Annotated in this window: 12 protein-coding genes; 5 read left to right on the top strand and 7 right to left on the bottom strand. The window is 42.3% G+C overall.

Annotation, left to right across the window (positions count from 1 at the left end; genetic code table 11):
• Positions 1 to 92 precede the first annotated feature (92 nt).
• The 5 genes from H8S37_RS11005 to H8S37_RS11025 all read right to left on the bottom strand — a co-directional run bounded on the left by H8S37_RS11005 (position 93) and on the right by H8S37_RS11025 (position 5,749).
• Positions 93 to 959, bottom strand: a complete 867-nt coding sequence (locus H8S37_RS11005; RefSeq protein ID WP_186876115.1) for a FadR/GntR family transcriptional regulator — start codon at positions 957 to 959, stop codon at positions 93 to 95.
• A gap of 78 nt (positions 960 to 1,037) precedes the next feature.
• The gene (locus tag H8S37_RS11010; protein ID WP_186876116.1) at positions 1,038 to 2,309 is read right to left on the bottom strand and encodes a Glu/Leu/Phe/Val family dehydrogenase; all 1,272 of its coding nucleotides are present in this window, start codon (positions 2,307 to 2,309) and stop codon (positions 1,038 to 1,040) included.
• A gap of 92 nt (positions 2,310 to 2,401) precedes the next feature.
• Positions 2,402 to 3,400: a hydroxyacid dehydrogenase gene (locus tag H8S37_RS11015; protein WP_186876117.1), complete on the bottom strand. Its 999-nt coding sequence runs from the start codon at positions 3,398 to 3,400 to the stop codon at positions 2,402 to 2,404.
• Positions 3,401 to 3,484: 84 nt separating this feature from the next.
• Positions 3,485 to 4,531: a fumarylacetoacetate hydrolase family protein gene (locus tag H8S37_RS11020; RefSeq protein WP_186876118.1), complete on the bottom strand. Its 1,047-nt coding sequence runs from the start codon at positions 4,529 to 4,531 to the stop codon at positions 3,485 to 3,487.
• A 33-nt stretch (positions 4,532 to 4,564) separates the two neighbouring features.
• Positions 4,565 to 5,749, bottom strand: a complete 1,185-nt coding sequence (locus tag H8S37_RS11025) for a pyridoxal phosphate-dependent aminotransferase (protein WP_186876119.1) — start codon at positions 5,747 to 5,749, stop codon at positions 4,565 to 4,567.
• Positions 5,750 to 6,036: 287 nt separating this feature from the next.
• Here H8S37_RS11025 and H8S37_RS11030 point away from each other — a divergent pair, with 287 nt between their 5' ends.
• The 5 genes from H8S37_RS11030 (at position 6,037) to H8S37_RS11050 (ending at position 12,392) form a co-directional block, all read left to right on the top strand.
• Positions 6,037 to 6,924, top strand: coding sequence for a DUF6282 family protein (locus H8S37_RS11030; RefSeq protein WP_186876120.1), 888 nt, complete (start codon positions 6,037 to 6,039; stop codon positions 6,922 to 6,924).
• Positions 6,925 to 6,960: 36 nt separating this feature from the next.
• Positions 6,961 to 8,496: an acyl-CoA carboxylase subunit beta gene (locus H8S37_RS11035; RefSeq protein WP_186876121.1), complete on the top strand. Its 1,536-nt coding sequence runs from the start codon at positions 6,961 to 6,963 to the stop codon at positions 8,494 to 8,496.
• Positions 8,497 to 8,535: 39 nt separating this feature from the next.
• Entirely contained in the window at positions 8,536 to 9,966 is a 1,431-nt protein-coding gene (gene nhaC, locus H8S37_RS11040) for a Na+/H+ antiporter NhaC (RefSeq protein WP_186876122.1), read from the top strand.
• 64 nt (positions 9,967 to 10,030) lie between these two features.
• Positions 10,031 to 11,098: a pyridoxal phosphate-dependent aminotransferase gene (locus H8S37_RS11045; protein WP_186876123.1), complete on the top strand. Its 1,068-nt coding sequence runs from the start codon at positions 10,031 to 10,033 to the stop codon at positions 11,096 to 11,098.
• Positions 11,099 to 11,366: 268 nt separating this feature from the next.
• The gene (locus H8S37_RS11050; RefSeq protein ID WP_186876124.1) at positions 11,367 to 12,392 is read left to right on the top strand and encodes a DnaJ C-terminal domain-containing protein; all 1,026 of its coding nucleotides are present in this window, start codon (positions 11,367 to 11,369) and stop codon (positions 12,390 to 12,392) included.
• A gap of 81 nt (positions 12,393 to 12,473) precedes the next feature.
• On the opposite strand, the gene H8S37_RS11055 is transcribed toward H8S37_RS11050, so the two are convergent.
• Complete coding sequence (locus tag H8S37_RS11055) at positions 12,474 to 12,695, bottom strand: helix-turn-helix domain-containing protein (protein WP_186876125.1); 222 nt, start codon at positions 12,693 to 12,695, stop codon at positions 12,474 to 12,476.
• Positions 12,696 to 12,784: 89 nt separating this feature from the next.
• Entirely contained in the window at positions 12,785 to 13,201 is a 417-nt protein-coding gene (locus H8S37_RS11060) for a DUF3788 domain-containing protein (protein ID WP_186876126.1), read from the bottom strand.
• Between the last annotated feature and the right edge of the window lie 10 nt (positions 13,202 to 13,211).

Genomic DNA, 13,211 nt, shown 5'->3' on the forward strand with positions numbered 1-13,211 from the left:
GAATGACACAGAAAAAAATATTCCCGACAGGAGTGCCTGTCGGGAATATTTGCTGAGAAATATGTATCTGTTTATCAAAGAATAAATCTATATTATAAAAAGTTCTCCTGCGAAATACTTGTCTGCTTGGAAGCCTCGGTTAACATACGTCCCTGTATGATACGCAGATGATCGGTATTTAAACTATATGCTTTTTTATAATTTCTATCTTTTAAAGCATTCAATATTTTTTTATGATAAGAATAAGAATGCTTTATAACACCTTCCACAGCGCTGGAGCGCTGGAGCTGTTCTTTTACAAACGGACTTAAGGCACTCCAAAACTGAAACAAAAATTCGTTTTTAGAGAGCATAATCAACTGTGAATGAAAATCATAATCTAGCTTTGCATATTCCTCTGGAGATTCACAGTGTTCCTGTTTTTTAAGATTTTTTTCAATAAAAACAAGAGCTCTTTCATCTAATCGTTCTGTAGCCAGTCGAAACGCTTCGCGTTCGATACAATTTCTAGCTTCAATATAATGAGAAAGCTGGTAATTTCCGATTGTAAATAGAGAACGGATTGCCTCTCTTACGTTAGAGTTATCATCTGCTAAAGGCGGAAGAGAGGATTCCTCTACAGAAGAGTCCTCGCCTTCTGCTGATTTTTCATCAGAAGCAAGAATAGACATCGCAGTATTAGCATCTACTACATAAGTTCCGTTTCCCTGTTTAATAGAGAGTATTCCAAAATACTCTAACTTTTTAAATGCTTCACGGAGCGTTGTTCTGCTGACTCCAAATTCTTGGGTTAACACCTTTTCAGACGGGATTTTTTTTCCTTCTTTAAAACGTCCGCTTTTAATTGCTTCTATCATCTGTTCTACGACAGCGTCTACCAGTGTGACACGTTTGACGTGTAATGAATTATTATTTGGCATGAGTATTTCACCATTACTTTCTTTCCTATATCTTTCCATAATAATACCATACTACTCCCTTGAAAATCAACAAAATTAGAAGTGCTTATCAAACGTGACCCGTAGGAAGCTGCTTGCTTAAGGCCAGATTCCGCGCAGATTTTTAGCATCTATAACACGTTTGACAGCGATCAGATAAGCACCTGTCCGTAAGGTGGTCCCTTTTTCTTGGGAAATATCCCACACGGACTTGAAAGCTTGATCCATAATTTCTTTTAATTGTTCATTTACATGTTCTTCGCTCCAGTTTACAGATTGAATATTCTGTACCCACTCAAAATAAGAAACAATGACACCGCCAGCATTTGCCAGAATATCCGGTACCAGTATGATGCCCTTCTTTTTTAGGATTTCGTCGGCTTCCACAGAGGTTGGCCCGTTGGCTCCTTCGACAATGACTTTGGCTTGAATCTTGTCTGCATTTCCAGCGTGGATCTGATTTTCCAGCGCCGCGGGGACAAGAAGGACAGTATCCAGTTCAAGAAGCTCTTCATTGGCAATATGAACGACATTTTCCTTCTTATAATCTTTTAAGAGATTTCCTCTTTTTTCGGATAAATATTGAATAATATTCGGGATATCTAATCCGTCGGCGCAGTAAAGTCCGCCGGAGACGTCACTTACTCCTACTACTTTCATGCCCGCCATATGTAAAAGCTTTGCAGAAACGCTCCCGACATTCCCCATTCCTTGAACAGCTACAGTTGTTCCTGATATTGGCAGATGTAAAGCGCGAAGAATATTAAGAGCAGTAATCATAACTCCCCGCCCGGTTGCCTCACTTCTGCCCAGGGCCCCGCCTAATTCCAGCGGCTTACCGGTGACGACACCTGGAACACAGTGCCCTTTGAGCATACTATAGGTATCCATGATCCATCCCATGACATTTGCATTGGTGCCGACATCAGGAGCAGGAATATCTTGTTCAGGTCCTATAATAGGAGCGATCATAGCTGTAAAGCGTCGAGTAAGACGGCGAATCTCCGCCTCAGATAGTTCGGAGGGATCACAGATAATTCCGCCTTTTCCTCCGCCATAAGGGATATTTACAACGGCGCACTTAAAAGTCATCCATGCCGCAAGAGCTTTTACTTCATCTATGTTCACATTCTGGTGATAACGGATACCGCCTTTGGCAGGCCCCCTGGAAGTGGAATGCTGCACACGGTATCCTTCAAAGACTCGGACGCTTCCATCGTCCATACGCACAGGAACAGAAACCTTTAACTCTCGTTCTGGATGCAGGACAGCTTCGTAATCGCTGGAATCATATTGCAGAAGTGAAGCGGCATGCTTTACAGTTGAAACTACATTATCGTAAGGATTGTATTTTTCAGATGTTGTACACATTCTAATCTCCATTCTGCACCACTGACGCTTGAGGCGCAAATATAATAAAGATGGTGTGCGTCATTCACCATATCTCATTTTTGATATTTATGTTAGAGCTTTTCAAGTACTGCAGTGTTTACAATCCAATCTGCTTTCTCACCCTTAAGTACTTTGACCATCTGTTCTGCTGACTGAACAGCCATTTTTCTGGAACCACTGACAGTAAGGGCAGAAGAATGAGGACTGATAATAAGATTTTCCATAGAAAACAATTTCTGGTAAGCATCCAGAAGTTTTCCGTCTTTATCCGTTGGTTCTGTTTCAAAGACGTCTAGGGCAGCACCTGCGATAGTTTGGTTTTCCAACGCTTCTATAAGTGCCTTTTCATCTACGATAGGGCCACGGGAACAATTAATAAAATAAGCAGAAGGCTTCATTTTCTCAAACTGTTCCGTACTCATCATATGGATAGTTTCTTCTGTCTGCGGTGTATGGAGCGTTACGAAATCTGCTTTCTTCAATACACTATCCATGTCAGGCATCATTTTTGCTCCGTATTTTGCGCCATCTTCCGGACTCAGACGTGGATCATACGCGATTACATTCATGTCGAATATATTGCAGTATTTGGCAACAATGCTGCCTATATGTCCGAGACCGATGATGCCAACTGTTTTTCCTTCTATATCATCGGGTTTATAAGTAACTTTGATAGCAAAATTTCCTTTCTTTTGTTCTTTGTCCGCGGTCATTATTTTGCGGCCAAGCATTAGGATGTACATCATGGTGTGTTCTGCAACGGATACAGTGGCAGCATGCGGAGTATTTGTCACGATGACACCCTGCTTTGTTGCGGCCTCAAGGTCAATCAATTCAGTGCCAATACCGTGACGTGCGATAACCTGAAGATTCGGGCATTTTTGAATCATTTCAGAGGTCAGACGGTTATGGCGGACAATGATTCCATCTATGGATTCATCCATCATAGAAAGAAGTGTTTCCGGTTTTGGATCTGGTGCTAGTACAACATGTTCTATTGCGTCCTCAAGTATTTTCATGCCGTCCGGATGGATGAATTGAGTGATAAGGACTTTTTTCTTAAGTTTCATATAGATACCTCCTGTTAAGTTGACATATGAAATGAAAAGACGAAGCGGGATATGCTGTAGTATATCCCGCCTTCGGCTGCTGGATTATTTAATCATATCGTCAGAAATCACCTTGATCGGGTTTTCTATTTTTCCGATACCTTCTACTTCTGTTGTGAGAACTTTTCCTTTGCCAAGGTCAACATGCTGAAATTTCACTTTGATATCTTTGCGTTTTTCAGCATGCTTTTCATCTCCGCCCTGTACAGTTCCCCAAGATACAATATCACCGGCACAAAGAGTGTGCGCGCCAGAAAGGTAGCTGATGAGATATGGAATTTTGAAAAACATATCTCTGGTATTGCCTGTCTGAATGTGTTCTCCGTCAAGCCATGCGTCGATATCCAGGTTATTTACATCTTCGATTTCATCAGCGGTAACCAGATATGGTCCCATAGGAGCGAAAGAATCATAGCATTTATATCTGCCGGCATACGTCAGCCGTTTGTCGCCGCCTTCTTCAGCAGAACGTTTGGAAACGATCCATTCTCTGTTATCGCGGAGCCAGTGAGCAGTGAGATCGTTGTGTACAGTATAACCGTAAACATAACTTTCAGCCTCTTTTTCATCAATGAAACGCCCTTTTTTAGCAATGACAAACGCCATTTCAGATTCAGAGCCAACATTGCCGATTTCTTTTGGAATTTCGAGTGTGTCATAAGGGCCTACAACACAGGTTGGAACCTTGATAAAGTAATACGGATGTTTTGGCCCATCTGGCAGATCTGCGATTTCATATTTCTGTCTATTGTTGATTGCTATAGAAAAAATCTTGGATGGAGCAGGGATTGGCGCCATATAGGTGATTTTGTCAGTATCATAAAGTAGCTGCTCTCCTTCTGGACCAGCTGCATCAGGATTTTTAGAGGCGTAAGCCATAGCCTCTCTGATACACTCTTTGCCTTCCTCCCCACTTTCGATAACCCCGATCATGCAAGGAGGTGTCATAACATCTGCACGTTCCTGCGGTTTTGCCTTTCCTGCGGCTTTAAGTGCTGCTGCATATCCATAGTTTACATCCAAAATTTTACCATTTTCCATCAATACGCCTACGCGCTGTTCACGACCTGTTTTAAAAGTACAAAGTTTCATAATTCTTATTCTCCATTTCTTATTGTTTTATTTTTATTGTTTGGAACGGATATCTGCTACAAATTTCTTTAAACGTTCCATTCCTTCGGCGCAGTCTTCATAAGAAGTAGCATAGGAGAGCCGGAGGTTATTTTTAGAACCAGGGCCAAAGTCACTGCCAGGAACACAGGCTACTCCATATTCCTCAAGAAAACGCTGGCAGAAGGTATCGCCGTCCATACCTAGAGAAGAGACATTTGGAAATACATAAAATGCAGCCTGCGGATATGCACAGGGCAGTCCGAGTTCTTTTAATGTACTATATATTAATTCGCGTCTCTTATTAAATTGTTCCATCATATAAGCAATTTCATCTGACTCCTGTGTGAGCGCTGCAAGAGCAGCATCCTGTGAGGAGGAAGTTGCGCAGAGTACAATTTTTTGATGTGCGCGGATTAAAATGGACATTAATTTTTTGCAGGCAGCAATGTAGCCTATACGGAAACCGCACATGGAATGACTTTTGGAAAAGGACTGAATTGTAATTGTTCTTTCCCACATTCCAGGCAGACTAGCAATAGACGTATGTACATTGTCTTCATATAGAATACGCTCATAAGCCTCGTCTGCGATCACAAGAATATCATGGTCGATACAAATTTGGCTGAGTTCTTCTAAGCTTTCCCTGTCTATAATTGTACCGGTCGGATTAGAAGGGGTACAAAGCATAATCAGCTTTGTCTTAGAGGTGATGCTCTGCTTAAGGATCTCCAAATCAAAATTCCAGTTATCTGCTTCGCGTAAAGGTACATAAACGGGAACAGCGTTTGCGATTTTGACAATGCTGTCGTAAGGGGAATATCCCGGATCGGATAAGATTACCTCATCTCCGGCATCCACCAGTGCAAGGACAGCGGCAGCCATTGCCTCTTCTCCGCCGACGGTAACCATAATTTCACTGTTGGGATCCGCGTGGATGTGATTTTCTTTTTCCAATTTTTTCGCGATGGCTTTACGCAGTGCTATAGTTCCGTAATTAGAAGTATAGCGTGTATTACCTGCCTGAAGAGAAGCACATGCTGCTTCGCGGATATACTTTGGAGTGACAAAGTCAGGCTGGCCGATTTCAAAATGGATTACGGATTTTCCATCGGCTTCTAATTGCCCGGCTCTTTCAAGAACGCGCCGGATTCCGGTAAATGTAATTGCCTTCATCTTTTTCGGTTCATAATCTTTCATGCCATTCATCCTTTCTCTCATTTTTATTTTTGTAGATACAACGGAAAATAGATGCTGAGTGATACGTGCTATTTTCACAACGGTGTATCAAACATACTATGATAATACCTTTTGAAAGGTATTCTGTCAATATGTTTCGACGCAATAATTTGTACAAAAAAATGCAAAAAAAACTAGTAATATGTGACAGTTGACATATTTTTGTTTGATATGCATAATTGATATAAAGGTATTATAATATTATGATATTATTTAAATTGCGCAATTATTTAAAGGAGGTATGAACTATGGATCAGATAGATTCATTATTAGAGGGGTCTGTGGACATGCATATCCACAGTGGCCCGGGACTGATAAGCCGTTCATTGGATCATGTAGAGGCGGCACAGGAAGCGATGGCTGCGGGACAGAAAGCGATCGTAATTAAAGATCAGCATATTCCATCGGCGGAAACGGCAAACATTATTCAAAAATATATAGTCCGGGAGGCGCCCTTTCATATATATGGAAGCGTAGCATTAAACAATGCGGCAGGTGGAGTGAATCCCCGCGTGGTTGAAGCGGCACTGGGCTGTGGCGCAAAAGTAATATGGATGCCGACGCTTTCGGCCAGGTTCCACAAAGAAGGACACGCGAAGATGACGGCAAAGGCACAGGCTGCAATGCCAAAAACAAAATTTGCGCTTTCACAGGATCCGCCACTTTCTGTATTAAAGGAAGATGGGAGCTTATTAGACGAAGTATATGAAATCTGCAAACTGATCGCACAGAAAAATGTAGTGCTTGGAACAGGGCATCTTTCCTGGCCGGAGACATACGCGGTAATTAAGGCGGCGAAGGAAGCCGGAGTAGAGAAAATTGTTGTAGATCACCCAGAGCATCTTTTAAAAGCTACGGCAGAACAGATGCAGGAACTGACGGCGCAAGGTGTCTATGTAGAGCATGTGCTGGCGTTGGTATATTCAAACAAGTCATCACATGAAAAGATTTATGAGATGATACGTGAACACGGGGTTGAATATTGTGTGGTTGCATCCGATCTGGGACAGGTGGGACGTCCTCATCCGGTGGAGGGGATGCGGAACTTTATTGCAGATATGCTGAAATTTGGGCTTACAGAATCAGAGATCAGAAAGATAACTTCGGAAAATCCGGGAAAGCTTCTCGGAGTATAGAGTAAATATTCAAAAAAGTGATTTGAGGAATGTAATATGACTAGAGAACAAAGAGAACTCCTTGAAATAAAAGAAAAGATCCGGATGGGCGGAGGGAATAAGGCGGTTGAAAAACAGCGTGGTTTAGGGAAGCATACAGCACGTGAAAGGCTGGAAATGCTTTTTGATAAAGGTACTTTTGTAGAAACTGGACTGTTTGTGAAGCATCATGCATCTGCTTTTGGTATGGAGAGCAAAACGGCACCGGCGGACGGAGTCGTGACGGGACATGGATATGTACAGGGACACCTCGTATATGCATATTCACAGGACTTTACGGTCCTTGGGGGAACACTCGGCGAGATGCATGCGAATAAAATAGCCGCGGTACAAGAAGAAGCTCTAAAAACAAAATCACCGATTGTAGCAATCAATGATTCGGGTGGTGCCAGAATCCAGGAGGGAGTAAATGCTTTAGGTGGTTATGGAAAGATTTTTATAAATAATGTTCGTTCTTCGGGTGTAATTCCTCAGATTTGTGCGATATTAGGTCCGTGTGCCGGCGGTGCCGTATATTCGCCGGCATTGATGGACTTTGTGTTTATGGTTGATGGTATAAGCCAGATGTTTATTACAGGGCCACGGGTATTAAAAGAGGTGACAGGTGAGGTTGTTTCTTCCCAGGATCTAGGCGGTGCAAAGATACATAACGAGATAAGTGGCTGTGCGCATTTTAGAGATCGGACAGAGGAAGACTGTTTTGGCAGAATACGGAAATTAATAGAATTGCTCTCAGAGCAGAAGCTGCCGGAAAGAAAGGAGGGGGAACAAGAGCTTCGGAGAGATCAAAATATGGATTATATTGTGCCAGCGAATCCGCGGAAACCATACAGTATGCGGAGTGTAATTGATGGAATTGCAGATCGGGGAGAGTTTTTTGAGTATCAAGAAGAGTTTGCGCGGAATATAAGAACCGGTTTTATCCGGTTGAACGGGAGAAGTGTAGGAGTGATTGCAAATGAGCCTTCGATACTGGCAGGCTGTCTGGATATTAACGCTTCGGATAAGGCTGCCAGATTCATTCGGACTTGTGACGCATTTGGAATCCCACTTTTGACATTGGAAGATGTACCAGGGTATTTACCAGGAAAAAGCCAGGAATATGGGGGGATTATCCGTCATGGAGCGAAACTTTTGTATGCGTATGCGGAAGCTGATGTACCAAAAGTGACTGTAATTACAAGGAAAGCATATGGCGGTGCCTATATTGGAATGTGTTCTATACACCTTGGTGCGGATTATGTATTTGCCTGGCCCGGAGCCGAAATAGCGGTGATGGGGGCGGAAGGAGCCGCCAATATTATTTTTGCAAAAGAAATAGAGCAAGGAGAAAATGCAGAAGCGAAACGAAAGGAATATATTCACCAATACGAAGAAATTATGATGAACCCATATATGGCGGCGGAGTCTGGATATATACATGATATTATCGTGCCGGGTGAGACACGCAAAAGAGTGATGGAAGCATTTCGGGCGTTGGAACAGAAAACAGAACAAAGGATACCTAAGAAGCATGGAAATATCCCATTGTAAGGAAATTGCGGATAATTAAGTGAAGAAAGGAATTGTGAGATGAAAAAAGAAAAAACGACGGAAGTAAAAAAAGAGAGAATACGTAGAGAACCCAAAGTGTGGCAGGCATTTTTGGCGCTTGTCTGCGTGATTGCCGCCGTTGTAGCGGCGATAAGAGGCGATGTAGGAATCCAGATGGGACTTGCTATGGGAGGATGCATCGCGATTGTATTTGCTCTTCTGATGGGAAATAAATGGGAGGACGTACAAAATACAATTAAACATGTTGTCGGAGATTCAGCTACCACTCTTTTGATTTTGATAAGTGTAGGTATGATGGTGGGCATCTGGATTATAGGAGGGACAGTTCCTACGCTGCTTTACTATGGTCTGAAGCTTTGCTCTCCAGCAGTAATTACTCCGTTGACTTTTGTACTGTGTGCCATTACCTCCCTGTTTACTGGAAGTTCTTTTGGCTCGATTGCTACAATGGGACTCGCCTTGTTTGGCGTGGGAATCAGTATGGATATTTCTGCCCCGCTGATGGCAGGAGCAGTGTGCTCGGGAGCATTTTTCGGAGATAAGCTTTCTCCATTGTCTGATACAACGAATGTAGCGGCAGATATGTCCGGAACTCGTCTGTACGACCATATTGGCTCTATGATGTATACGACAATACCTGCTACGGTGATATGTCTGATTTTATATACAGTTTTAGGAATACACAGTGCTTCTGCAAATGCAGATTTGAGCAGCGTTCAGACTATTATGACAACATTAGAATCGAATTTTAATATCACAGTTTTCGCATTGATTCCGGCGCTTTTGGTTTTAGTTGTTTCAGCTATGAAAATGCCGGCTGTGCCCGCCATGCTGGGCTGTACCGCGGTCAGCGGCGTGTTTGCCTGCGTTTTGCAGAAAGCAAGTCTTCCGGCAGTTTTAGGCGCGGCAATGAACGGATTTATATCGGATACAGGAGTGGACATGGTGGATACAATTCTGTCACGCGGAGGTATGACTTCTATGTATGGAACAGTTGCGATTATCATTCTTTCCGCGACCATGGGCGCTGTATTAGAAAAGAGCGGTGTCATTGAGTGCCTGGTGAAGAACGTCCTGCTCAAGGCAGTACGTAAACCGCGCGGACTTATCCTTTCCACCATGGTATATTGCTACTCTTTATTGGTAATTTCCGGGCATCAGGTAATGCCGATTATTCTCGGAGGACGAACATTCCGTCCGGCCTATGACAAGATGGGCATACAATCCAGAGTGCTGTCCAGGACACTGGAAGATACCTGTACAATCGGCGCTCCACTAGTTCCATGGGGAACATCGTGTGCGTATATGTATTCCGTACTTGGCATTGGAATCGCATATATACCTTATGCGTTCTTAAGCTTTATCGTACCATTGTTTGCAATTCTCTATGCATGCACAGGCTGGTTTGTATGGCGGAAAGAACAAGTTGCGGATGCGGCAGAAGCGTAAGTTAAGAAAGTGAGAGATGGCGGCGGCTACTTGCTTTATGCAGGGCCGCCGTTTAGGAGAAGAAATGATTAAAATAAAAGCATCTGTAATAGCTAACGAAAAGATGACATATGTGCATGACAATAACGTCCATCTGCAAATTGACTGCGCTGCCGGAATCAATAATCTTTTGCTGCCGGAGTGTTGCCGAAAGTTGGATCTGGCGGATTACCCGCAGGACAATACGTTATTAGAAGAGTTGGCATGTTATTGGAGCAGGACGGCAGAAATAACCGCGGATATGTTTCTGCTGGGGAATGGTTCTCAACAATTATTGTATCTTGTGAATAAACTGCTGATCGAACAGGGGACAAGAGTACTGGGCTATGCACCGCAGTATTCTTCTTACTGTTCGGATGTGTTATTTTGCGGGGGAATATACCGTGCCTGTCCTATGGGTGAAAACTACCGATTTGAACTAAAACGTTTCACAGAACAGATAGAACAGACGGATACATTAATATATCTGGATAATCCGAATAATCCTACAGGTCAATGTATTCCGTTGGAACAGATAGAATATATTGTAAGAGAAGCGGCAAAAGACAATATATGCGTACTTGTTGATGAAGCGTATGGCGAATATATGCGTTCTGAAAATTCTGCGATAACATTAATAAAGACGTATGATAATCTTATAGTTCTCCGCACATTTTCGAAAGGGTTTGGGCTTGCAGGGCTTAGGTTGGGGTATCTTGCAGCAAGGCCTGAGATTATAGAGGAGATGAAAAAGTTGACATCTCCTTATGATGGGAATACTCTCGCACGCCGTATCTGTGCGCAAGTACTAAAAGAGGCGGACTTTCTTTCAAATCTTCGAAATGTAGTACGTGGTTTGAAGCTTCCAATTATGAATACTTCGTTTACACATTTAAAAATAGCATGGACGGATGTACATGTTCCGATTTTTATGTTATACCATTCGCGGTCGGATTTTGAATTGGCAAAGGCGTTGTCGTGTGAAGGAATTAGCGTTGTGTCAGGAAAGAATTTTTATTGCGTGGGTCCTAATGCCGTCCGTATGCGTGTTCCACCAAGAGAAGAATTAGATGAGGTATTAAAAATTTTACGTAAAATCGATCAAATGCAATAGTAAACTGTTAAAAAAGAAATAGGATACAACAATAAAAGGTTGACAATTAAAATTATATTTGCTATATTACATATAGAACAAAACCCCGGAGATATTCCGGGGATTCTTTTTCATTGTATAGGAAACTCCGTTCCCTATACAATGAAACCCTCCGTGGGATGCACACTGCGCGCAAGTGGAAAATGGCTGCTGACACAGCTGCGCTTCGGTGCGAGAATGTGCAAAGCACATTCTTTTTAAGTGTTAGGAAAGAGAGAGGTGATATGTAATGGCAGTAAAAAGAGATTACTATGATATTTTAGGGATTCACAGGAATGCAGATGAAAATACAATAAAAAAAGCATACAGGAAACTTGCAAAAAAGTACCATCCAGATACAAATGCAGGGAAGTCCCAGGCGGAAGAAAAATTTAAAGAAGTTACAGAAGCATATAATGTACTAAGTGATAAAGAAAAAAAGAAACTATATGATCAGTTTGGACATGCGGCATTTGACGGAAGCCAAAATGCAAGGGAAGCCGGTGGCTTTGGTGGGTTTGACTTTAAAAACGGTTTTGGCGGACAGAGTGGAGATTACAGAGAGTACCACTTTGAGGGTGGCAATATGGATGACATTTTCAGTGAGATGTTTGGCGATATTTTTCATGGCGGAAAATCAAGGACACAGGGTTTCGGCGGAGGCACTTACGGGAGCAGCTTTAAAAATCATGCTTTTTATGATTCAGATATGGGCAGCTTCCGGCAGAAAGGTGCTGACTTGAGAGCAGAAGTAAATGTGACCTTTGACGAAGCGGTATTTGGATGTGATAAGATTCTGCATTTGCAGGGAGCAGACGGGAAAGTACAAGCACTGCAGGTCCGCGTTCCGGCGGGGATTGATACAGGCAAGACAATCCGGCTGCGCGGAAAAGGAGAGCCGGGCATGGGAGGGGCAGAAGCGGGAGATCTTCTGCTGAAAGTAAATGTCGGGGAAAAACCTGGATTTAAGCGGGAAGGAATGGATGTCTACACAGAAGCTTCGATACCTTTTACAACTGCGGTATTTGGTGGAGAGACAGTGGTGAAAACATTGAAAGGAAATGTTGTCTGTAAGATTCATGCGGGGATTCAGCCAGGCACGAAAATCCGCCTAAAAGGAAAAGGAATTGTATCTGTAAAAGAACCTAATCTGTACGGGGATTTATATGTGAAGGTACAGATACAGGTACCGACGAATTTGAGCACAGAAGCGCGGGAGAAATTAAAAGAATTTGACGCTGCCTGCAGAAAGCAGAAAAAAACAAATGTAGCGTAAAAATAAAGATGAGAAAATGGGTGCGACGTTAAAAGGCGGCGCACCCATTTTATGCTAGTGCGGGAATTTTGTGCTACCCGTTTAAGAATCTTCCATAACCATAGCGATCGCCATAGCATCATCTTCGGCAAGCGTCTGTGCACAAAGCAGGACATCCTGTACATAGGATTGTGAAAAATGCAGAGAGGATGCAATCTCTGTTATATTTTTTCCTTCTTTATAGAGTGACAAAATCTGCTCTACTTCCTGGGCTTTGCTGCGAAGTGTTTTATTGGTAATAGAAGGGTGATTTGATACATTCATAAGAGGCCTCCTTTGCAAGCGAAATAGTAATATAATACTATTATAACATTTTTGAGAGAAGATACCTAGCTTCATACATTTCTAATTAATTAATTTCTGCGAATATCAATAAGACGGAATATATCAGAATACAAGTTTCCTTTATCTTCTAAATCAATCATCAGCCACTTTTGTCCATTGACTGTTTTTGTCTGTCTATAGAGCTCTCTTAACTCCGGTGTAAACTCAGATAAAATTGTTTCTACAGCGTCTTTTTCTTTTCTCCCGACAACAACTAGAACTGTTACGTAATTTTCTTTGGGATATATTGTACACAAAGATTTTCCGGATTTTTTAAATTTGATATTCCAGCCAGGTTCCCAACTGCAAGAACTGAACTCTATTTTTTCATTGCAAGTATATTTTGTTTTCAAATCTGAGCAAAATTGTGTAAACACAGGATTGTTGACGTACTCCTGGATTTCCTCTAATATGGGGCAATAGCCTTTATTTTCTATGTCAATCATATACGACCTC

It is taken from the genome of Mediterraneibacter hominis (assembly GCF_014287475.1).
Taxonomy (GTDB): Bacteria; Bacillota; Clostridia; order Lachnospirales; family Lachnospiraceae; genus Mediterraneibacter; species Mediterraneibacter hominis.

What these genes read in the sequence shown, in the direction of transcription:
- H8S37_RS11005 (WP_186876115.1), bottom strand. Translation starts at nt 959, where the DNA reads ATGGAAAGATATAGGAAAGAAAGTAATGGTGAAATACTCATGCCAAAT.
- H8S37_RS11010 (WP_186876116.1), bottom strand. Translation starts at nt 2,309, where the DNA reads ATGTGTACAACATCTGAAAAATACAATCCTTACGATAATGTAGTTTCA.
- H8S37_RS11015 (WP_186876117.1), bottom strand. Translation starts at nt 3,400, where the DNA reads ATGAAACTTAAGAAAAAAGTCCTTATCACTCAATTCATCCATCCGGAC.
- H8S37_RS11020 (WP_186876118.1), bottom strand. Translation starts at nt 4,531, where the DNA reads ATGAAACTTTGTACTTTTAAAACAGGTCGTGAACAGCGCGTAGGCGTA.
- H8S37_RS11025 (WP_186876119.1), bottom strand. Translation starts at nt 5,749, where the DNA reads ATGAAAGATTATGAACCGAAAAAGATGAAGGCAATTACATTTACCGGA.
- H8S37_RS11030 (WP_186876120.1), top strand. Translation starts at nt 6,037, where the DNA reads ATGGATCAGATAGATTCATTATTAGAGGGGTCTGTGGACATGCATATC.
- H8S37_RS11035 (WP_186876121.1), top strand. Translation starts at nt 6,961, where the DNA reads ATGACTAGAGAACAAAGAGAACTCCTTGAAATAAAAGAAAAGATCCGG.
- nhaC (WP_186876122.1), top strand. Translation starts at nt 8,536, where the DNA reads ATGAAAAAAGAAAAAACGACGGAAGTAAAAAAAGAGAGAATACGTAGA.
- H8S37_RS11045 (WP_186876123.1), top strand. Translation starts at nt 10,031, where the DNA reads ATGATTAAAATAAAAGCATCTGTAATAGCTAACGAAAAGATGACATAT.
- H8S37_RS11050 (WP_186876124.1), top strand. Translation starts at nt 11,367, where the DNA reads ATGGCAGTAAAAAGAGATTACTATGATATTTTAGGGATTCACAGGAAT.
- H8S37_RS11055 (WP_186876125.1), bottom strand. Translation starts at nt 12,695, where the DNA reads ATGAATGTATCAAATCACCCTTCTATTACCAATAAAACACTTCGCAGC.
- H8S37_RS11060 (WP_186876126.1), bottom strand. Translation starts at nt 13,201, where the DNA reads ATGATTGACATAGAAAATAAAGGCTATTGCCCCATATTAGAGGAAATC.